Annotated in this window: 18 protein-coding genes; 10 read left to right on the top strand and 8 right to left on the bottom strand. The window is 57.3% G+C overall.

Annotation, left to right across the window (positions count from 1 at the left end):
• Positions 1-206 precede the first annotated feature (206 nt).
• The gene (locus J2S31_RS14060; RefSeq protein WP_237099791.1) at positions 207-395 is read left to right on the top strand and encodes a DNA gyrase inhibitor YacG; all 189 of its coding nucleotides are present in this window, start codon (positions 207-209) and stop codon (positions 393-395) included.
• A 63-nt stretch (positions 396-458) separates the two neighbouring features.
• Here J2S31_RS14060 and J2S31_RS14055 read toward each other — a convergent pair whose 3' ends face one another.
• On the bottom strand, positions 459-1607 hold the full coding sequence (locus tag J2S31_RS14055) for an FG-GAP repeat domain-containing protein (protein WP_237099790.1): 1149 nt from the start codon (positions 1605-1607) through the stop codon (positions 459-461).
• Between the two features lie 212 nt (positions 1608-1819).
• On the opposite strand from J2S31_RS14055, the gene J2S31_RS14050 reads away from it, so the two are divergent.
• Positions 1820-2524, top strand: a complete 705-nt coding sequence (locus J2S31_RS14050) for a peptidoglycan DD-metalloendopeptidase family protein (protein WP_237099789.1) — start codon at positions 1820-1822, stop codon at positions 2522-2524.
• Positions 2525-2603: 79 nt separating this feature from the next.
• Entirely contained in the window at positions 2604-3122 is a 519-nt protein-coding gene (locus J2S31_RS14045) for an adenine phosphoribosyltransferase (RefSeq protein ID WP_237099788.1), read from the top strand.
• Between the two features lie 19 nt (positions 3123-3141).
• Here J2S31_RS14045 and J2S31_RS14040 read toward each other — a convergent pair whose 3' ends face one another.
• From J2S31_RS14040 to J2S31_RS14020, 5 genes are all read right to left on the bottom strand, one after another.
• Positions 3142-4551, bottom strand: a complete 1410-nt coding sequence (locus J2S31_RS14040; protein ID WP_237099787.1) for a hypothetical protein — start codon at positions 4549-4551, stop codon at positions 3142-3144.
• 259 nt (positions 4552-4810) lie between these two features.
• Positions 4811-5041 (bottom strand): DUF4911 domain-containing protein, encoded by a 231-nt coding sequence (locus tag J2S31_RS14035; RefSeq protein WP_237099786.1) that lies wholly within the window; start codon positions 5039-5041, stop codon positions 4811-4813.
• A 13-nt stretch (positions 5042-5054) separates the two neighbouring features.
• Positions 5055-6962 carry a tRNA uridine-5-carboxymethylaminomethyl(34) synthesis enzyme MnmG gene (gene mnmG / locus J2S31_RS14030; RefSeq protein WP_237099785.1) on the bottom strand — a complete coding sequence of 636 codons (1908 nt, stop codon included), beginning with the start codon at positions 6960-6962 and terminating at the stop codon, positions 5055-5057.
• A 12-nt stretch (positions 6963-6974) separates the two neighbouring features.
• Positions 6975-8186 (bottom strand): Shedu immune nuclease family protein, encoded by a 1212-nt coding sequence (locus J2S31_RS14025; protein ID WP_237099784.1) that lies wholly within the window; start codon positions 8184-8186, stop codon positions 6975-6977.
• Between the two features lie 41 nt (positions 8187-8227).
• Positions 8228-8512, bottom strand: a complete 285-nt coding sequence (locus tag J2S31_RS14020) for a hypothetical protein (RefSeq protein ID WP_237099783.1) — start codon at positions 8510-8512, stop codon at positions 8228-8230.
• Between the two features lie 599 nt (positions 8513-9111).
• Between J2S31_RS14020 and glyS the strand changes: the two genes are divergently transcribed.
• The 5 genes from glyS (at position 9112) to J2S31_RS13995 (ending at position 16185) form a co-directional block, all read left to right on the top strand.
• Positions 9112-11196, top strand: a complete 2085-nt coding sequence (gene glyS / locus J2S31_RS14015; RefSeq protein WP_237099782.1) for a glycine--tRNA ligase subunit beta — start codon at positions 9112-9114, stop codon at positions 11194-11196.
• A gap of 94 nt (positions 11197-11290) precedes the next feature.
• On the top strand, positions 11291-13930 hold the full coding sequence (gene ppdK / locus J2S31_RS14010) for a pyruvate, phosphate dikinase (RefSeq protein ID WP_237099781.1): 2640 nt from the start codon (positions 11291-11293) through the stop codon (positions 13928-13930).
• Between the two features lie 185 nt (positions 13931-14115).
• On the top strand, positions 14116-15075 hold the full coding sequence (locus J2S31_RS14005) for an NAD-dependent epimerase/dehydratase family protein (protein ID WP_237099780.1): 960 nt from the start codon (positions 14116-14118) through the stop codon (positions 15073-15075).
• A complete protein-coding gene (locus J2S31_RS14000) occupies positions 15072-15638 on the top strand; it encodes a thiamine pyrophosphate-binding protein (RefSeq protein WP_237099779.1) in 567 nt (188 codons plus the stop codon). The genes J2S31_RS14005 and J2S31_RS14000 overlap by 4 nt, the downstream gene beginning before the upstream one ends.
• A complete protein-coding gene (locus tag J2S31_RS13995; protein ID WP_237099778.1) occupies positions 15625-16185 on the top strand; it encodes a thiamine pyrophosphate-dependent enzyme in 561 nt (186 codons plus the stop codon). Before J2S31_RS14000 ends, J2S31_RS13995 begins: the two co-directional genes overlap by 14 nt.
• A 120-nt stretch (positions 16186-16305) precedes the next feature.
• Here the strand turns inward: J2S31_RS13995 and J2S31_RS13990 are convergent, their stop codons facing one another.
• Positions 16306-16683 (bottom strand): flagellar protein FlaG, encoded by a 378-nt coding sequence (locus tag J2S31_RS13990; RefSeq protein ID WP_237099777.1) that lies wholly within the window; start codon positions 16681-16683, stop codon positions 16306-16308.
• A 347-nt stretch (positions 16684-17030) separates the two neighbouring features.
• On the opposite strand from J2S31_RS13990, the gene J2S31_RS13985 reads away from it, so the two are divergent.
• A complete protein-coding gene (locus J2S31_RS13985; protein WP_237099776.1) occupies positions 17031-18782 on the top strand; it encodes an ABC transporter ATP-binding protein in 1752 nt (583 codons plus the stop codon).
• Between the two features lie 111 nt (positions 18783-18893).
• Positions 18894-21077, top strand: coding sequence for an alpha-amylase/4-alpha-glucanotransferase domain-containing protein (locus tag J2S31_RS13980; RefSeq protein WP_237099775.1), 2184 nt, complete (start codon positions 18894-18896; stop codon positions 21075-21077).
• Between the two features lie 28 nt (positions 21078-21105).
• On the opposite strand, the gene J2S31_RS13975 is transcribed toward J2S31_RS13980, so the two are convergent.
• Entirely contained in the window at positions 21106-21522 is a 417-nt protein-coding gene (locus tag J2S31_RS13975; protein WP_237099774.1) for a helix-turn-helix domain-containing protein, read from the bottom strand.
• Positions 21523-21994: the final 472 nt, after the last annotated feature.

Here is a 21994-nt window from a genome sequence, read left to right as displayed (position 1 = left end):
CATTACTATACAAAGGTTTAGGGTTCCTGTAAACCGAAAAAGAATTTTAACCAATTGATTTTTAAGGATTTTTTGGGTTGCGCTCCCTGCCGGGCCGGACAAGGCCCTTCCTGTGCCCAGGGAGGGGAGGGCCTGGGGGTTGCGCAGGGGTGGGGGATTACGGCACACTTGGGGGAGTCACGCCACCCTGAACTTTGTGATGGACCATGAGCACTGCATTCTTCAAATGCCCCACCTGCAAAAAGAGAACGGAAAAAGACGGCAACCCGTTCTTCCCGTTCTGTTCGGAACGGTGCCGGCTGGCCGACCTGGGCAAGTGGCTGGACGGCGCTTACGCCATACCGGACACGCAAACCCCGCCTTCGCCGGAAGAGCCGGATCCCGAAAACAATTGATGTGAGTTGAGAGCGGTCAGGCCGAGCCCGTTCGGGCTGTGCCTGCGGTCAGGACGGATCCCGTCAGGACTGAATGTTGCGCGCGGGGATCTTGCGCATCAGGATTTCCAAGATGGCGTTGTCGTACAGGATGATGGCGACGTCTTTCATGCCGTCCTTGTTGAAGTCGCTTCCGGCGATGGCCCACGGATGCCTGCCGACGGGATAGTTGAAGTGCGGATAGATGAAGGTGCCGTCGCCGCGTCCCTGCAGAAGGCTCACGGAATTGTCGCGCTCGTTGAGGATCAACAGGTCCGGCACACCGTCGCCGGAAAATTCGCCGGGAATGATGTGGCGCGGACCCTTCTCCGCCGCGAACTCTTCGGTCGGGTGGAACCCGCCTTTGCCGTCGCCGATAAACAGAGTCAGGCTGTCGGTGGTGGGGCTGGACACGATGAGGTCGATGTGGCCGTCCTTGTTCATGTCCGCCTGTTCGATGTACATCGCCTGGTGGCCGCCGCGGATGGTCTTCGGCGGCATGAAGGTGCCGTTGCCGTTGCCGAAGAAGATGCGGATGTAGTCCGCCTTCACGCCGTTGAAGGCGACCGCGAGGTCCTGGTTGCCGTCATTGTCGTAATCGCCCACCACGACGCGCACCGGCAGGCTGTGCGCCTTGTAGGCTTCCGCCAGTTTGAAAGTGCCGTCGCCACTGCCGAGAAAAATGATCAGCTTGTCGAAACGAAGAGAGACGGCGAGATCGATCTTGCGGTCGTTATTGAAATCGCCGGTGGCGATGTTGATCGGCAGTTTGCCTGCTTTCACCGTGCCCGCGTTTTTGAACACGCCGTCTTTCTGGCCGAGGAAGATCTGGATATTGCCGTCGCCATAGTTGCACACCGCGATGTCGGCGATGCCGTCGCCGTTGAAATCCTCCGCCGCCAGCGCCATCGGTTCACGGCCGGTGTTCATGGTGAACGGGTCCTTGAACGTGCCGTCACCGCGTCCTTCAAAAAACATGATGTTGTTGTCCTGCGAATTGGACACCAGGATATCCGGAAAGTCGTCGTTGTTCATGTCGTGGGTGATGACCATCGACGGCTTCTTGCCCACGTCGTACATGGTGGGCATGTGAAAGGGGTCCGGGTCCTTGGCGCTTGGACCGGAATCGCAGGCGGAAAGGGTCACCCCAGTCAGGATCAGGACAACGGAAAACAGGAAAAAGCGGTGAGACACGATGCGGAAAACCGGGAGGCCGGCTGGTAAATATGGATTGATGGATACGGTTAAGCTTCGTTTCTCATATATACAGAAACCGAGGCGGCTTGTAAAGCAGGGAAAGCGTCTTGACTCCTATGGGGGTGGTGTTATAATTTTAGTGTTTTCAATCACTTATAAAGCAAGTGCGCGTGACGCCTCTAATCCGTTTACTGAAATGGGCGGCCCTTTTGGCCGCATTGCTGTTTCTGACCAGTTGCAGTGTGCTCGATGCCTGGCGGTATCCGGCACCGCGCGGCGTGTACCACACCGTGGACCGGGGCCAGACGCTGTATTCCATCTCGCAGGCATACGGGGTGAAGGTGCAGGTGCTGATGCGCGTCAACGGTTTGCAGGACCCCACGCAACTGCGCGCCGGACGGCACCTGTGGATTCCCGGCGTTGATTCCGTGAGGTACGTGCCGCCGACCGTCGGCACCGCAGAGAACAAACCGCAACGCAAACATCGCACCACTTCGCGCAAACGGAAAACCGGTGACAAGCGCGTCGCGCGGAAAGCGTTTTCCAAGTACCTCGTCTGGCCGGTGAACGGCGTCATCACATCGCGGTTCGGTCCGCGCGGACGGAGCACGCACGAGGGCATCGACATCGGCGCCACCTCCGGCACGCCGGTGTTTGCCGCCGCCGACGGGCTGGTCAAGTTTTCCGGCTGGGGCCCTACGGGGTACGGCCGCATGGTGATCATCAAGCACCCGAACCACCTCACCACGGTGTATGCGCACAACTCCGAGAACCTGGTGAAGAAGGGGCAGAAGGTGACCAAAGGGCAGATCATCGCCAAGGTCGGCGCCACCGGCCGCGCTTCCGGACCGCACCTGCACTTTGAGGTGCGCAACGACACACATCCCAAAGACCCACTGTTATATCTGCCCTGAATGGGCTACAATCCCCCGGCATTCGCATGACACCCGCCTGAAACCGCAGGCAACGTCCATCGAGAGGAGATACCACGGCATGAAGGAAATTAAAGAATATATCCGCGATATTTTGAACTTTCCGAAGGAGGGCATTGTCTTCAAGGACATCTCTCCGCTTCTGAACCACTCCGACACGTTCACCCGCGTCATTGAAATGTGGAAGGAAAGGTACGCCAATCGTGGCATCGACACCGTGGTCGGCGTGGAAGCGCGCGGCTTCGTGTTCGCCTCCGCCGTGGCCTACGCCATCGGTGCGGGATGTGTCATGATCCGCAAACCCGGCAAGCTTCCCTACAAGACCTTCACCAAAACCTATGATCTGGAATACGGCACCGACACCATCGAGGTGCATCAGGACGCCATCGACCCGGGCAACAAGGTGCTGGTGATCGATGACGTGCTGGCAACGGGCGGCACCATGGAGGCGGTGCTCGAGCTGTTGATGGACAACTTTAACTGCGAGTTGGTGGAGGTGACGTTTCTCATGGAACTGTCGTTTCTGGGTGGCCGCGACAAAATGAAAAACCTGCCCGTTCATTCCCTCGTCGTCTACTGATCCGTGGCGGGAACGTAATTCACTCCCCCCTCACCCGCAAACCCAGGCTCTCCGCCAACCGCCAGGCCGGTTCGAAGTCCGGGTCCAGAGTCAGCGCATGCTGGATATGGAACACGGCGCGGTCGAAAATTTCCTGCGTGACGCCCCCGGGCCAGGAAAGCAGGTAGTGCGCGAACACGGTGTGATAACGGGGATCGGAGTCGTGCAAAAACAAAGCCGATCCCAAAGCGAAGCCCGCCTCATCCGCCCGGTTTGCCTGCAACGCCTCCACGCCCCTGCGGAAGTACTCCTCCGCCGTGGGGTGCTTCGTGCCGGCGATGGTGATCGACCCCAGAAGGTCCCGGAAGGAACCGGTGACCGGCCCGGTGAACATCCCTCCTCCCGCAGTCAGGCCCTGACGGTACACGTGAAACAACTGGACCAGGCGCGGGGTCTTTTCCTTCTCCACCACATACGATTCGGTGAGCAGGTCCAGTTGGGTGCCCGGAATGTGCCGGGCTTTCATCTTCGTCCGCCGGCGAAACTGAAAGTCCAGCTCCAGCCCGCGCTCTATCACGAACAGCAGGCCCATGCGTTCCTCATACCACTTCAGGCCGAGTTCCAGGTTGGTGGCCTTGTAGTTGAGGTGGTGGAAGTACGCCGCCGCGGACAGCGTATCCAGCAGACCCTGCACAAAGGTTCTGTCCTGCAGAAAAATCTGCGTGCCGTCGGGGGTCTGTAGTGCCATCGCATGCAGGGTGAAGTCGTAATGAATGAACCCCTGCTTCAAAATGTTTTCCCTCTGGGTGCGGAAAGCTTCGGAATCCATGCGGACGTGCAGTATATCGACCACCCGGGTGCCTTCAGGGAGCAGGATGCGATATCCCATCGGCAGGAGGAAGGGCGTGGCCTTCAAAGGCGTGCGCACTCCTTCCACGTGGGAGGTTTTCATTTTCGGAAAGTTCAGCGCCACGGCGAACCCCGTAATCATGGGAGCGAGTCCCACGAACAGGATGGTCAGCCCCACGTTTTTCAAAATTCGCCGCGGCCGTTTCAGCTTCACCGTCTCGTCGATGAAGCGGGAATAGATGTTGGGATGCTGAAGAAATGCGATGGCCGCCGCGAAGGTCGTGTAATGCAGAAGGTAAAACCACCCCATTCCCCGCACGCCCAGGAGCACCATCTTGAAGTACACGTAGCCGAAATAGAAAACCACCAGCGTCAGCTGCGCGAAGAACCATCCCCAGAGCCGGGGGCGGAGCAGGCCGTACGCGGAAACCCAGCAGGACGCGATCAGCATGACCTGCCAGTTCAGCCAGAAGTAATCCCAGTAAATGTTGATGCTGCGCGGAAAATCGTCGAGGTAAAGGCGCGCGAGAAAATACAGGCCGAGGCCCAGCGCGGTCATGCCCATCAAGGGCGGAATGATTCTGCGGGTCGGTTTCTCCAAACAAAGCTCCCCAGTGTTGAGGGCATTATTGGTCAAATGCGCGCAGGATGCAAAGGATGAATCGCCCGGACCATGCCCATCATGAAATGATGGGTTCTTTTTTGAGGGGCTACCCCGTGGCAAGGGGCGGGTAGGATGGAGTTGCTTCTGCTTGGTTCCTTCCTTTTGGAAAGAACTTCATTACCTCTCCCCGATCTTCTCTCTGGAAAAAAGGGGAAGGGATAAAGGGCGTTATATGGCTTCTCCCACTTCGCCGCGGTTACCGGGACAACACCTGCACGGGGATTTCTTTGGAGAGAGCGTTCACCACGCCTTCGACTTCGCCCGCGAAATCCGGCGCGATCATGAGCTCGATGTGCCCGCGCCGGGGATCGAGCGTGCGCACCACGGCGAGGCCGTCGTAGGCTTCAAAGATGCCGACGATGTAGGCGATGTCCTTCGGCTCGACTTCCAGAATCCATTGAACCGAATCGGTGTGCGGAGGTTGCATGGTTTTGGGAAAGTTACGCGGCGGGGGCGTTCGTGGTTTCGGCGGAGCCGTGGAGTCCGCGCGAGCGCCGCTCCAGAAGGAGCATGAGCAGGCTCACCGCGGATGGCGTCACGCCCGAGATGCGAGATGCCTGGCCGAGCGTCGCCGGGCGGATGCTCTCCAGCTTCTGCACTTCCTCGCGCGACAACCCGGCGATGTCGTCGTATGCCAGGTCGTTGGGGATGACGTAGTTTTCGAGCTTCTTCTGTTTTTCGACCAGGTGGTTCTGCCGCTGGATGAACGCCTCGTACTTGACCTCGATCTCCACCTGCTTCGCCACCGCCTCCGGCACCGCGTCCGCGCCGTCGCCGAACACCTCCATCAACTGCGTGTGCGTCACCTCCGGCCGGGTGAGGAGTCCGCTCAGAGGGGTCGGCCCTTTCAGATTGCCAATGCCCAATTGGGCAAGTTTTGGTTTGGTCAGCTTGTCCGGCACCACGGTGGTGGTGCGCAGGCGGTCGATCTCTTCCACCACCTTGCGATGGCGCTCGATGCACGCGGCATGCGTCGCGTCGGAGATCAGTCCCAGCGCATGGCCCTTCGCCATCAGGCGCTGGTCGGCATTGTCCTGCCGGAGCAGGAGCCGGTATTCGGCGCGCGAGGTGAACATGCGGTACGGCTCCAGCGTGCCCTTGGTGACGAGGTCGTCGATCAGCACGCCGATGTAGGCGTCCATGCGTGTCAAGACGAACGGCGGCTTGCCCTGCACTTTCAGCGCGGCGTTGATGCCCGCCATCAGGCCCTGCGCCGCCGCTTCCTCGTAACCCGAGGTGCCGTTCAATTGCCCGGCATGAAACAGACCCGACACGCGCTTGGTCTCGAGCGTGGGTTTGAGTTGCGTCGGTGGGATGAAATCGTATTCCACCGCGTAACCCGGCCGCACCAGCTCCGCCCGTTCCAGCCCCGGGATGGTGCGCACGAACTGTTCCTGAATTTCCTGCGGCAGGCAGGTGGAAATGCCGTTCGGGTACACCCAGTCGGTGTCCAGCCCCTCCGGCTCCAGAAAAATGTGATGCGACAGCTTGTCGGGAAACTTGACGAGCTTGTCTTCGATGGACGGACAGTAGCGCGGGCCGATGCCCTCGATCACGCCGCTGTAGAGCGGCGACTGGTCCATGTTGGCGCGGATGACTTCCGCCGTCTTCTCGTTCGTATAGGTGATGTGGCACGGCACCTGTGGACGATGCGCAACGGAGTCGGTGGAAAACGAAAACGGTTGCGGGTCGGTGTCGCCGTCCTGCACCTCGCAGACGGAGAAGTCGATCGACCCCGCCTTAATGCGCGGCGGTGTGCCGGTCTTCAACCGTCCCACTTCGAAGCCGCAGGCGAGGAAGGAGTCGGAGAGTTTGTTCGACGGTTGCTCGCCCATGCGCCCGGCGGCGTAATTCTCGAGCCCGATGTGGATTCTGCCTTTCAAAAACGTGCCGGTGGTGATGATCACCGCCGTCGCGTAATACTCGTTGCCCCCGGCGGTGCGCAGGCCGTGAATCGTCCGGTTGTGCAGTAGCAGTTCCTCGGCTTCTTCCATCACGATGTCGAGGTTGGGTTGCGCCTCCAGCACGCGGCGCATTTGGTCTTTGTAAGCATGCTTGTCCGCCTGGGCGCGGTTGCCCTGCACGGCGGGGCCCTTCGAGGCGTTGAGCATGCGGAACTGGATGCCGGTGGCGTCGATGACCTTCGCCATCTCGCCGCCCAGCGCATCGATCTCGCGCACCATGTGGCCCTTGCCGACGCCGCCGACGGCGGGGTTGCACGGCATGAGGGCGATGTTGTCGAGGTTCAGCGTGAGGAGCAGGGTGGAACACCCCATCCGCGCCGCGGCCAGTGCCGCTTCACAGCCGGCGTGCCCGGCTCCAATCACTATGACGTCATACCGTTTCATGAAAATATAAAGTTACTTGGAAATATAAATTTTATTTTGCTGATTTTTTAATCTTTCGATCAATTCATCATAAAGAATGATTTCTAGGTTTTTAAGAGACATTCTTAAAACTCTAAAGTCTTCAATTTTCTTTTGTGAATCTAATTGGGTGGTTTCTCCCATTATTAAAAAAGCTCTTGGTTTTACCACCTTCACAGAGATATTTACTTCTCTTTTTATATCATCAGCTAAAGAACTTCTTTTTGATTCAGCATTAAATAAATACTTTTCGGCTTGGGTAATGGCCTTGATAGCATCTGTTGACCAGTAATAATTTCCTCTGTCTTGTGAAGAAGCCAAAAGCTTGGTATCTGGTTTTTTGATCTCAAAAATATCCAAGAATCCCTGAGAATCTACTAATCCAAAGTCAACGTTCCTGCTTGTCGCAAGGACAACATTTAGTTGTGGCAAAACATGAATATATTTTGAATCCAAAAGATAAAGGTTTTTCTTTAAAAATTGACCCCATTTAGCTTCATTGGGATTTTTTTTCATTAAGCTATCAAACTCATCCAAAACTTCGGATATTGCAATATTATCCACCTTCAGCTTTGTCCCGGCAAAGAGTTTGTGCTTAGGTGTGCCAAGGCTAAACTTTGTTTTTAAAATAGCTTCGACAAAATCTAATATCTTTTCGATTTCCGGTGAGGATAATTTTTCGATAATTTTTTCATCAAGGTTATTGATAACTTTTTTCGCCCGTCGATTAGCAGATACCCCAGATGATTTATAGAGTTTTGGTAACTCACCTGCAAAAAAATCATCAATAAATTGACTTTTTTCTGCCTTCCCTTCTTGTATTAGAGCCGTGACATCCTTCTTGAGTTTGTTAAAATTTCCATAATTTAAAATTATTTTATGCCCCTTGCTTAATTTCTTTATGGAAGTATTTTTGTTTTTAGAAATTATTAAAGATTGAACATTATGTTGCGAAAGCTTTTTATTTAAATAATAACCTAATCCTGCTTTGAAATAACCTTTTTCGTTCATCACAGAAGGAATGGTGTCAAATCCTTCAAAAGTAACTTTTTTTACAGCAAATTCTTCCGATGGAAAAAATTCAACAATCTTTTTTTTGTAATTTATTTTAAAGGCAAGATGCCAATCATTGGGAGTGTCCTCTTCATAAACATAAACACCTTCTATATCTGCTGAAATTTCTTCGTATTCTACTTCGCGTGCCATAATGGGACCTTGGGGTCATTAAAAATGATCTTCATGATTCCTTATGATTCCTTGTTAAGAATTTCCTCTTCCCCATCTAGCGTATAACCTGCATCTTCAATTTCAGTTTGTGCCAATTCGGTAAAGCTTGCATGGCTCCACCAAGGGTTTACTGGAAGTTCTTGGCCTGGGATTCTTTCTGGTGCAAAACCAAATTCAATAGCTACAAGAGATCTAGCTTTGTCCTCGTTTTCTGCTCTTACGATTACCCAGCCTTTATGTGTACTCCTTCTCCAGTGGTGTTCATCAATAAATTCTGGAATTGGTTCTGCTCTGAAAATTTTCATGGTCAAGGTCCTAATTTGACGGGAATTAAGCTATTTAAAAATACCAGAACCCCATAAATTCTACAAACCGATTAGCTTATCCCCTCCGGTCCATCACTCCATGGAGCCCCCTCATCCTAACCTTCTCCCGCGAGGGGAGAAGGGACCTTTAAAACTCCCTCTCCCTTGATGGGAGCGCTCACGGAGTAACGGGCTGGGGTGAGGGTGATTGGTGAGTTTCCTCATTAGAATCCTTCGCTGACGCTCAGGATACGAGACAGAGGAAAAAGCCCCCCAGCCCCACCCCGTGGGGAGGAAACTGGCTCATGCTCAGTGAACTCATGCTGATCTGTGGGCGCGTTCCGAATCTAATTCGTTGCCTCCGGGTTTAACCCGGCCCTTCGGAGAAGGGGGAGCCGGGCTACGCCCGGATGAAACGGCTTGTATTTGGAACACGCTGGGGGACCATCGCAGGGACTGCCGGGCATTAGCCATCTGCCTCCGGGTGCTTACCCGGGCCTGTTTGCACCGGGCCATGCCCGGGCCGTTGACTTTATAAAGGATTGGCGGTTTAATAGCGCCCAACGCTCACCCGATCCACTTCCTTGAAAGTTAAGGTCATGCCCGAATTGTTTTTCGAAATCGGAACGGAGGAAATCCCCGCCGGCTACATCGAGCCCGCGCTCAAGCACCTGTCGGGCCAGCTTTCCGATTACCTGGAGAAGCACCGCCTGCACGCCGGAAAGCCGGTGTGGATGGGCACGCCGCGCCGCCTCGCCGTGTGCGTGCCGGACATCGCCGGGCGGCAGGAGGACGTGGTCGAGACCCACCTCGGCCCCAGCGTCAACATCGCGTACGACAAGGAAGGCCACCCGACCAAGGCCGCCATCGGCTTCGCCAAAGGCAAGGGCATCGATGTCGCGGCGCTCACCACCGAGTCCACGCCGAAAGGCGACGTGCTCTGCGCCCGCGTCGAAAAAAAAGGCCAGCCGACGCCGGACATATTGAACGCGTACCTGCCGGAGCTGTTCGGCTCGATTCCGTTTCCCAAAAAAATGCGCTGGGCCGACGGCAAACTCGCGTTCGCCCGCCCGGTGCACTGGATCGCCGCGTTGTTCGACGGCAAACCGCTCCAATTCGAGTTCGGCGGCATCGCCGCAGGCAACACCTCATACGGTCACCGCTTTCTCAAGCCCGACGCCTTCACCCTCAAAAGCTTCGACGACTACCGCAAGCAGGCGGAGGCGCACTGCCTGGTGGTCGATCCCAAGGCGCGCCTGCAACGCATCCGCGAGCAGTTGAATCAACTCGCCTCGGAGGTCGGCGGCACCATACAGGAAGACAACGAACTGCTCGATACGGTGACGTATCTGGTCGAATACCCGGTCACCCTGCGCGGCGAGTTCGACGCGCGCTACCTGGAGTTGCCGAAGGAACTGCTGGTCATCACCATGAAGCACCACCAGAAATACTTTCCCGTGTGGAAGGGCGGCGACTTGTTGCCGTACTTCCTCGCCGTCAGCAACATGAAGACGCGGGACAGTACGTTGATCCGGCAGGGCAACCAGCGGGTTCTGCGGGCGCGGCTCGACGACGCGCGGTTTTTTTACGACGAAGACCGCAAGCACAAGCTGGAAGATTTCGTGGAGGAACTCAAGGGCGTGGTGTTCCAGAAGGACCTCGGAACCGTGTACGAGCGCACCGAGCGCATCCAGGCGCTGGTGACGGCGCTCACCGGCGAGATCCAGCCGGGGCAGGTTCTGCCCGTCGATGCCAGGGCCACCCGCCGCGCGGCGATGCTGTGCAAGGCGGACCTGGTGACGCAGATGGTGTACGAGTTCCCCGAATTGCAGGGCATCATGGGCGGATACTATGCGCTTCATTCCGGCGAGGGTGAAGACGTGGCGGTGGCGGTCAAGGAACATTACAAGCCCGCGTTCGCCGGCGACAGTGTGCCTTCCACCCTGACCGGCGCGCTGGTGGCCATCGCCGACAAGCTGGACACCATCGTCGGCTGTATCGGCGTCGGGCTCATCCCCTCCGGTTCCGAGGACCCGTATGCACTGCGCCGCAACGCGCTGGGCATCATCCAGATATTGATCCACTACGATTTGCAGACCAGTCTCGAATGGCTGATCGACCAGGGCATCGCCATTCTGGGAGATAAAGCCAAGCTGGATAAGGACAAGATCCGCTACCACTGCCTCGAATTGTTCTCGCAACGGTTGAAAACGTTGCTCACGCAGGAGGGATTCGAGTACGACGTGATCGACGCCGTGCTGGGCACGCGTGTGGATTCGTTCAAGGACATCAAGGAAAAGGCGATGGCCCTTTCCGACCTGAAAAAACAACCCTATTTCGAGACGCTGGCCATCGCCTTCCGGCGCGTGGCCAGCATCATCGAAGGCCAGGTTCCGGATGAGGTCAACCCCGATTACCTGAAGGAGGAACCCGAGCGGGCTCTTAACGAAAAATTCGTGGAACTGCGTCCGATGGTTGAAAGCTGTCTCAATATCCGCGATTATTCGTCGGCGCTGGCGAAAATCGTGGAGATCAAGCCGGCGGTGGACCGGTTTTTCGATCACGTCATGGTGAACGTGGAGGATTCCAAACTCCGGCAAAACCGCATGGCGTTGCTGAAATCCATCTCCGTCCTGTTTTCGCAATTGGCGGATTTCTCGAAGATCGTAGTCAAAAAAAGTTGAAATGAAACAGCGGGTTCGCTAACCTGAGGCCCGTTTTTCCGATTAATCTTATAGGAGTCAATTCCTTACGCGCCCCTCGCGGGGTGTTCTAAAAATGAGCCCCAATCCCAAGTACGTTTATTTTTTCGGAGCCAACCAGACCGAAGGCAAAGCAGAAATGCGGGAATTGCTCGGCGGCAAAGGCGCCAATCTGGCCGAAATGGCTTCCCTCGGCATCAATGTCCCGCCCGGCTTCACCATCACCACCGAAGCCTGCAATTACTATTTCAAAAAAGACCAGACCCTGCCCCCGTCCCTGTGGGACGAAATCATCAAGAACCTCAAAAACCTTGAAAAGGTGATGGACAAGGCGTTCGGCGGCAAGACCGATCCGCTGTTGCTGTCCGTGCGTTCCGGCGCGCGCGTGTCCATGCCGGGCATGATGGATACCGTCCTCAACCTCGGCCTCAATGAGGACACGATGAAGGCACTCGCCAAGAAAACCAGCAACAACTGGTTCGCCCACGACTGCTACCGCCGCTTCATCGCCATGTTCGGCAACGTGGTGCTGGGCATCGACGGCGAGCATTTCGAAACCATCCTCGAGCGCAAAAAAGAAAAGCGCAAGGTGAAGTTCGACACCGATTTGCTGGTGGACGATCTCAAGGGCGTCATCAAGGATTTCAAGGCGCTGGTGAAGAAGAAGGTGGGCCGCGCGTTTCCGGAGGATCCCGTCGAGCAGTTGCGGATGTCCATCGAGGCGGTGTTCAACTCGTGGAACATTCCGCGCGCCATCCATTACCGAAGGCTGAACCACATCCCGGAAGACTGGGGCACGGCGGTGAACGTGCAGTCGATGGTGTTCGGCAACATGGGTCCGACCTCCGCCACCGGCGTGGCGTTCACGCGCAATCCCGCCACCGGCGAGAAGAAGTTTTACGGCGAGTACATGATCAACGCGCAGGGCGAGGACGTGGTGGCGGGCATCCGCACGCCGCAACCCATTGCCAAGCTGAAAGAAGACATGCCCGCCAGCTACGATGAGCTCCTTGAGGTGTACCAGACCCTGGAGAACCACTACAAGGACATGCAGGACATCGAGTTCACCATCGAGGACAACCGGCTGTACATGCTCCAGACGCGGAGCGGCAAGCGCACCGCGGCGGCGGCGATCCGCATCGCCGTGGACATGGTGAACGAGGGATTGATCAGCAAGCAGGAAGCATTGCTCCGCGTGCCGGCGGAGCAGGTGGACCAGATCTTCCATCCCATGATCGACCCGAAGAGCAAGGTCAAGGTGCTGGGCAAAGGTCTGGGCGCGTCCCCCGGTGCGGCCACCGGCAAGGTGGTGTTCTCGCCGGATGTGGCGGCGGAGATGGCGCGCAAAAAAGAACGCGTTATCCTCGTGCGCACCGAGACCTCGCCGGAAGACATCCACGGCATGAGCGTGGCGCAGGGCATTCTCACCGCGAAGGGCGGCATGACCTCCCATGCGGCGGTGGTGGCGCGCGCCATGGGCAAACCCTGCGTCTCCGGGCTGGGCGAACTCAGCGTCGATATGCGTAAAAAGAAAGCGTGGTTGAACGGTGCCGAGATCAAGGAGTTGGACCCCATCACTCTGGACGGTGCGGACGGACGCGTCATGCTGGGCGCGGTGAAGCTGGTCCAGCCGCGCGTTACCGGGTACTTCACGCAACTCATGAGCTGGGTGGACAAGGCGCGGAACCTGGGTGTGCGCGCCAACGCGGACACCCCGCACGACGCACTGGTGGCGCGCGAGTTCGGCGCGCAGGGCATCGGCCTGTGCCGCACCGAGCACATGTTCTTCGACGAGGACCGCATCCTGCTCGTGCGCAAGATGATCGTCGCCGACAAGGAGAAGACGCGGGAAGAGGCGTTGAAGAAACTCCTGCCGATTCAGCGGAGCGACTTCACGCAGATCTTCAAGGCGATGGAAGGCCTGCCGGTGACCATCCGCCTGCTCGACCCGCCGCTCCACGAATTCCTGCCCGCCGACCCGAAAGAAATCAAAACCCTCGCCAAGCAGATGAAGGTCTCTCCTTCGGAGCTGACCAAGAAGATCAACTCGCTCAAGGAAGCCAACCCCATGCTGGGCCTGCGCGGTTGCCGGTTGGGACTGATGTTCCCGGAGATTTACAAGATGCAGGTCAGCGCCATCATCGAGGCCGCCTGCAAGCTGGTGAAGAAGGGAACGAAGGTGTTTCCGGAGATCATGATCCCGCTGGTCGGGCATGTCGAGGAATTGCGCCAGACGCGCGCGCAGTTGGACGAAGTGGCGCAGGACATCATCAAAAAGTCGAAAGTGAAACTCGACTACAAGGTGGGCACGATGATCGAGCTGCCGCGCGCCGCCATCACCGCCGACGAGATCGCGCAGGAAGCGGACTTCTTTTCCTTCGGTACCAACGATCTGACGCAGACGACGTTCGGCCTCAGCCGCGACGACTCCGGCATGTTTCTGCCGGAGTATATCGAGAAAGGCGTGCTGGACCGCGACCCGTTTGTCAGCGTGGACGTGAGCGGCGTCGGAGAACTGGTGCGGCTGGCGGCGGAGAAGGGACGCGCCGCGAACAAGAAAATCCATCTCGGCATCTGCGGCGAACACGGCGGTGATCCCAAATCCATCGAGTTCTTCAACAGCCTCAAGCTGGATTACGTCAGTTGCTCTCCGTTCCGCGTGCCGACGGCTCTGTTGTCCGCGGCGCAGGCGGCGATCAAGGATCCAAAGCCCTGATTTTCCCTCCATTGAGTGGTTTCCAGAATCGGGTTGACTTCAAAAATGGGGGCCACCATAATTGGTCCATCCTGAAGAGGTTGTGTCGTCCTGCGGCATGCACTGCATCCGTATGAGGGCGATTCCCAAAGGCAACGGCAACCCGGCGGAGCCCGCCGGTTAAGGAAAGGCTCGGAGGTTTTTTCATGAAAATCGCAATGACCGGGATCACCGGTATGGTCGGGTCCCACCTGATCAATAAACTCCACGGCAAAAAGTCCGCTGAGGAAGACCCGAAATTCGGCCCGGCCAATTTCGACGTGCGCGCCCTCATCCGCGAGGGCAGTGTGGTGGAACACCTCAAGCCGTTTGAAGAGGTCGATTACGTCATCGGCGGCCTGGAGGACAAGGAGTCGCTGAACAAGCTGGTGGAAGGCCGCGATGTGGTCATCCATCTCGCGCATTTTCCCGGTCCAGTGCAGACCGCCGACCAACTGGTGAACGTGAATGTCAGCGGTTCGTTCGATCTGCTGGAAGCGGCGCGGCGCGCCAAGGTGAAGCAGTTCATCTTTCTGAGCGCGTGCAACGTGTTCGGGCAAATCCTGCCGACGGTCAACGAACAGAATCCGCTGGACGAAACGCATCCCGTTCAACCCGGCACGCTGTACGGATCCATCAAGTCGGCGATCGAATCGTTCTGTTTCTTTTTTCAGAAGAGCCGCTATTTCGATGTCACCATTTTCCGCCCGGTGCTCATCTACGGCGTGCGGCCGGAGATCCAGAAGTCGGAGTGGTTCAACACCGTCGATTTCCTCGCCACCAATTACAACGTGGACGTGAAGGGAAGCACCAAGTACGTGTCCGTCGATTCCGTGATTCAGGGCATCGTCAACAGCCTCGGCAACAAGGACTGCGCGGGCAAGGTGATCCATCTGGTGGACGACCACATCCACAACATGGAACTGGCGAAGATGATCGCGGAAGCCATCGACTCATTCGGCGAAGTTGAGGGCACCATGGGCGAGAACGGCGTGCCCATGTCCAATAAGCTGGCCCGCGACCTGGGCGTTACCTTCCGCGGCAGGGACGGTGTGCTCGATTACATCAAGAAGATTCACGAACTGCAGATGACTTACGGAGGCGAGCGCAAGATCGAGAACTGGTGAGCCGCGGCTCCCGTTTGTCGATCGCCTCTCCACGCCCCATCACTCTCCCTAAGAGCACACTCAACATGCTGGCATCCGATTCCTTTATTGAAAAGTTAAGAGAGCGCGGGTACGACTTCTTTACCGGGGTTCCGTGCTCGTTGTTGTCCGGTCTGATCTCCGCCCTGGAAGCGCGCGAGGACGTGTCGTACTTCCCCTCGGTGCGGGAAGACGCGGCGGTGGGCCTGTGCGCGGGCGCGTTCATGGCGGGCAAGAAACCGGTGCTTCTCATGCAGAATTCCGGCCTCGGTTACAGTCTCAACGCCTTCACCTCGCTCAACCTCATCTACAACCTGCCGGTGCTGGTGATCATGAGTTGGCGCGGGTGCGGCGGCAAGGACGCGCCGGAGCACATCATCATGGGTGACGTGAATGAGAAACTGCTGGACACGGCGGGGATGATGCACGACGTGATCAGCGAGGACAACGTCGATGCCCTGCTGACGCAGGCGGAAGACGCCTGGGCCAAGCACCTGCCCTACACCCTGCTGGTCAAGAAAGGCATGTTCGATGAAAGGCATTGAGGTTTACCGGGAACTGGCGCCGTTGTTGAAAGACGAACCCGTGGTGTGCGCCAACGGCTACATCAGCCGCGAGTTTTTCAACGTGGACGACCGCAAGGGCAATTTCTACATGATCGGGTCGATGGGCCTGGCGTCGTCCATCGGACTCGGCGTGGCCATGGCGCGCCCGGACAGGAAGACCATCATCCTCGACGGCGACGGCAACGTGCTGATGGCGATGGGCACGCTGGCAATGATCGCCGCCGCCCAACCGAAAAACCTCCTGCACATCTGCATCGACAACGAGGTGTACGAGTCCACCGGCAAGCAGCGGTCGCTGTCCAATACGATCCGGTTGGAAGAGGTCGCGAAGAGTTCCGGTTACACGCAGGTCCTGCGCGTGACGAAAAAGGAAGAGTTGAAGCCCGCCTACGAAAAACTGCACGCCGCCGAAGGCCCCACGTTTCTTTTGGTGAAGGTGGAGCCGGGATTCGATCCCAATACCGGCCGGGTGACGCACACTCCGGAAGAAATAAAAAACCGGTTCATGGAAGCGGTCGCCGGGTAGCGACCCTTCCACAAACCGGTAAAAAAGCACGGGGGTTGATTTGCACCTGGGCTGTGCGCTGAGCGTGAGGACTTTCGCGCTGAAGACAGCCTGAATGCCACGATCTGGAAAGGTGTGGACTCAGCCGTCCTCGCGGTTTTCCTCGACGATCTCGCTCATCGCGCGTTTCAGGCGGAGCAGGTCCTCGGAGGGAACCTGCCGGACCACTTCATCGCTTTCCGGATCCACGAACTTGACCACCAGCCGATGGTCTTCCGTCACGTCGCGCACCGTTTTCTTCGGAGCAACCGGGTTGCCGGGTTCCGGACCGGTTCGATCGGGACCGGAAGCCCGCAGGCCACGCGCGGAAAGCGATACCCTGTCGCCACCGAACTTCTGGTTGCCGGCGTCCACCCGAGGGGTGGGCGGCGCCGCAGCCGGGGGCTTGCCCGTGGCTTTGGGTGCGGTTCCTGCCGGTACCAGGTTGGAAAGCACGGTTGGGTTCACTTCTGCAGGCATGGTGCATCACCTCACATTTCTTTCAAATTCGCCCTAAAATGTCGCTTTAGAACCGCCGCTGGGACCCCCGGAGGGGAGTCATACATTGGTTCCGCTCTTCTCTACGGCAGGAAGCGGGTGCAACTTGAGAGGATTTCTGGAAAAATTTTTAAGTTTCGCGTTCCTTCCATGGGGAGAGGCGGGGTCGGCCCAAACCCATTGATTTCAGGGTTATTTTTATTGATTTGCCATGCACGGACTTGTTGAATTGAAAACGCCTAAAAGGTATGATGAGCATTTTCATCCGACAGCCTGTTGGAGTGCGCCAGCGGAGGGTGCGCCCTCTTTTTCTGGGTGATTTCCGGTCCATGAAAGAATTTTCCAAAATCCTGCATTACGCCAAGCCGTACACCAGAAACATCGCGCTGGCCTTTTTGTGCCTGGCGTTGACGTCCGTCATCACCCTGATCCTGCCGCTCATCGTGCGCAACATGATCAACGCCGTGGTGGTGCAGAACAACGTGGAGGCGCTCAACAGCCTGACGTTCGATCTCGTTCTCATCATCACCCTCCAGATGGCGTTCGGCGTGACCACCAACTACATCCTCGGCTTCGTCGGCAACCGCATCACCGCCGATTTCCGCATGGAGTTCTTCGCGCACATCCAGAAACTGTCGCTGTCGTTTTTTCATTCGCGGCGTGTGGGTGAAATTCTTTCGCGCATGGGCAATGACATCACCGTCATTCAAAAGGCGCTGGTCACCATTCCCGTCGCCGTGCTCCGGCAGACCATCACCCTGATCGGCGGGCTGGCCATCATCGTGTACCTGAACTGGAAGCTGACCGGACTCATCCTGCTCATCCTGCCGCCGCTGATGCTGTTCGCGCGGGTGTTCGGCAAGCGCTTGAAGGACCTGTCGGCGCAGGTGCAGGATCGACTGGCCAAAGCGACGGTGGTGCTGGAGGAGATGGTCTCGTCCATCAAGGTGGTCAAGTCTTACACGCGCGAGCCCTACGAGCAGAAGCGATTTGAAGAAGGCATCGAGGACGCCTTCGACGCGGAGGTGAAGAAAGTAAAAATTTCCGCGGCATTCGGTCCGTTCATCCTGTTCCTCACGTTTTTGGCCTCGACGGCATTGGTGTGGTACGGCGGCCGGCAGGTGATGCTGGGAACCACCACGCCGGGCGAACTGGCGGCGTTCTTTCTTTATGCCATCATCATCGCCGGACCCATCGGCACCTTCGTTCGGCTCTATACGCAGGTCCAGGAAGCGCTGGGCGCCATCCGCCGGGTGTACGAGATCATGGACCTGAAACCGGTCGTTCAACAACCGGAACACCCGGTGGTGCTGGACCGCATCGACGGCCGCATCGAATTCGATCACGTCACCTTTGGGTATTCGCCGGAGCGGCCGGTGATCGAGGACGTGAGCCTGCACATCCAGCCCGGCGAGCGCGTGGCGCTGGTGGGGCCGAGCGGCGCGGGCAAGTCCACCCTCATCCAGCTTCTGCACCGCTTCTTCGACGTCGATCAGGGCGCCATCCGCGTGGACGGACACGACGTGCGCCAACTGGATCTCACGGCGTATCTGAAGCAGGTGGCGCTGGTGCCGCAGGAGACGCACCTGTTCGGCGGCACCGTGCGCGAGAACATCCTGTACGGCAAACTGGATGCGACGGAAGAAGAACTGCATCGCGCCGCGAAAACCGCCAACGCGGAAGCCTTCATCCGCGATCTGGAAAAGGGTTACGACACCATCGTCGGTGAAAAGGGCGTGAAGCTCTCCGGCGGCGAACGCCAGCGCGTGGCCATCGCCCGCGCCATGCTGAAAGACCCGCGCATCCTGGTGCTGGACGAGGCGACCTCGTCGCTCGACACCCAGTCGGAGCACCTCATCAGCGAGGCGCTTGAGGAGTTGATGAAAGGCAGAACGACGTTCATCATCGCCCATCGGCTGAGCACCGTGCACAATGCCGACAAGATCGTGGTCATGGAAAAGGGCCGCGTGGTGGAGGTCGGCACGCACACCGAGTTGATGGCCAGGGAAGGTTTGTACCACCACCTCTACACCCTGCGCCTGTTCGACGATGCGCCGTTGACGTTGGAAGAAGAAGGCTGACCTCCGTCTCCCCCCACCCCGAATTCTTACGGAAATTTTCGTGTTTCCCCGCCGGATTTTGAATTAAGCTGTGTGGGTTGAACCTTTTTTCCCCTTTTAAAAGATGCATCCATGCGAAAGCTGAAACTGCTGTTCGGCGTGCACAATCACCAGCCCGTCGGCAACTTCGATCACGTGTTCGAGGAGTTGTTCGAAAAAAGCTACCGGCCATATTTCGATGTGCTGGAGCCGTTCGAAAGCCTGCGCACCGCGGCGCACTTCACCGGCCCGCTTCTGGAATGGATGCAAAAGCACCGCCCGGATTTTTTCAAGCGTCTGCGGGATCTGGTGCGGGCCGGACGGCTGGAGATGATGAGCGGCGGCTTTTACGAACCCATCCTGTCCAGCCTGCCGGAGGAAGACGCCGTCGGCCAGATCCGCATGATGAACGAGTTTCTCGAAGCCGAATTCGGCCAGCCGCCGCGCGGCCTGTGGCTGGCGGAGCGCATCTGGTCGCCCACGCTTCCCGGCCTGCTGTCGCAGGCGGGCATCGAGTACACGGTGCTCGACGACACTCATTTTTATTACGCCGGATTGGAGACGAACCAGATCTCCGGCCACTACATCACCGAAAACCAGGGCCACGCGCTCAAGGTGTTTCCCATCAGCAAAACCCTGCGCTACTCGATTCCGTTCGACCTGCCGGAGAAAACCCTCGAGCATCTGAAACGCTTCCGCGATGAGAGCGGCTTCGACGCCGTCACCTACGCCGACGATGGCGAAAAATTCGGCGGCTGGCCGGAAACGTATGAGTGGGTGTATGAGAAAGGGTATCTCAAAAACCTGTTTGCCGCGTTGGAGGCGAACCGCGACTGGCTGGAGACGGTGACCTTCAGCGACTACATCCAGAGCACGCCGCCGGTGGGACGGGTGTACCTGCCGATGGCGTCGTATGACGAGATGATGGAGTGGGCCCTGCCACACCGCGCCGCCTCGCGCTTTGAGGATTTCAAGGAGCAACTTAAGGAGCGCGGCCTGCTGGAGGAAGACGGTTATCGCACATTTCTGCGCGGCGGGCAGTGGGACAACTTCCTCACCAAGTACGAGGAAAGCAACCTCATGCACAAAAAAATGCTGTACGTGAGCAGGAAAGTGCACCGCCTGACGCTCGAACAGCAGAAGGAAAGCGGCGCCCTGCGCGAATTGTACCGCGGCCAGTGCAACTGCGCCCAGTGGCACGGCTTGTTCGGCGGGCTGTATCTGAATTATCTGCGGCACGCCTTGTACAACCACCTCATCGCCGCGGAAAATATCGCCGACGCCTTGCTCGGCGGCAACGACCGCGGGCTTCAGGTTGAGGTGCTCGATTACAATCACGACGGGCACGAGGAGGTGATCGTGTCCAATCCCCTGATGACCGCGGGCATCGTCCCGGCCTACGGCGGCGCGGTGTTCGAGCTGGACTGCCGTCCGGTGTGCTTCAACCTCAGCAATGTGCTCAAGCGTCGCGAGGAGGCCTACCACCGCCAGTTGGAAAAAGCCGATGCGCCACACACCGTGGGGGAGGGGCAACCCGCGTCCATCCATGACCGGGTGCGCGCTAAAGAACCGGGCCTCCGGGACCGGTTGTTTTACGATGCCAACGAGCGGTATTCGTTCATGGAACGCTTTCTTCCCCCAGGCACCACGCTCACGGACATGAAGTCCAGCCGCTACCGCGAATTGGGTGATTTCACCGGACAGCCGTATGAAGTGATGCGGCGACCGGACGCGGCGGCGGGTGCGCCATTTGAACTGGAATTGAGACGGGAAGGCACGGTGGCGGGTGATGCCGGGGCCCACCCGGTGAGGGTGAACAAGCAATACGCTTTTGACCCGGACCGGGGGGGAATGACGGTTTCCGTGACCGTCACCAACACGGGCGATCGCGCGCTGAACATGCTGTGGGCGGAAGAGTTCAACTTCACCCTGTTGGCGGGCGATGCGCCGGACCGCTATTATCTGTCTCCCGGATTCGGTTCCGAACGGCCGCGCATGAACAGTGAGGGGGAACTGAGCGGAGTGAAACGTTTCGGCCTGTGCGACGAGGCATTCGGTTTTTCGTTGATGCTGGAATCCGAACCGGAAGGAGCCTGGTGGTGGTATCCGGCCGAGACCATCTCGCAATCGGAAGAAGGATTCGAGCGCACTTATCAGGGCTCCTGCCTGCTGAATGTACGTCTTCTACGATTGAATGCGGGGGAGGTTTGCGGTGCGACGTGGAATTTGACGTTGTCCGTGGCGGGTGAAGAAACGTTTCAAGCAAAAGGAAGCTAGTCGGGGCAATGAACCGCCTGGCCGGGGCTCATTCGCCCGGATCCGCTCCATTGACAAAACCAATCAGGTGCGCCCGCTTTTCCAAGCCTCCTTTTTTGTAAATGCGGACGACCTTCTCAATCACTTCCCGCAGTTTCTGATCTTCCCCATACTGCTCCAGCATGGAGTTGACCATTCCTTCTTCCTGCGTGGAAGCCGACTCGTCGCGAGTCATGGGGCCTTTCCCAGTCAGCAGCCAGACAATGTTGAGATTGGAGAACTGGTACAGCTTGGCAATGGTGTCAGCGGACGGCAGGGATTTCTCGTTTTCGATATCGGATAACGAGCCCTGGGAGATCTTGATGAGTTTTGCCAACTCATAAGATTTCATCGGGATCGTCTTTCGCCACTGACGCAGGCGTGATCCCAGATGCTTGGCGGTTCCTTTATGTTTTTTTTCAGGCATCGTGCTTGCCCAGTAATTAGTTAGACAGAAAGTGGTGCTTTAAGGCGTGGATTCTAATAACCATTATGATACACATCCACTTTTTTTCTCATTGAAAATAAACTCTACCTGAATGCTGGTGGGCTTCGGTTCGCTTCCCCTAAGCAAACCGTAAAGCCAGCCTAAATTGATAACTAAGCAACTACTCTAGCCATTCCGGCGTTTTCGTCAATCAAAACATTGAAAGTGGGGGCTTAATGTATATCTGTTTAGGTCCCCCGACTTCGGGGAATTATGGGTGACCTCGGTAATAATTTGGAGTCCCGAATGGTTGATGCTGAGAAAGTTTATCGGTTTTCCAAATGCCATGTTTGCATACTATATAATACTATATATATAGTATTAATACTATATTTATGTTTTTGAACTTATTTTGTATGGCTCTGGCCATTCAAGCTTTTACTTTGATTTATTCCTGAAAGAGGGAATGGGG

The sequence above is a fragment of the Nitrospina gracilis Nb-211 genome (genome assembly GCF_021845525.1).
GTDB classification, from domain to species: Bacteria; Nitrospinota; Nitrospinia; order Nitrospinales; family Nitrospinaceae; genus Nitrospina; species Nitrospina gracilis_A.
This window is presented reverse-complemented; position numbering and strand designations above follow the sequence as displayed.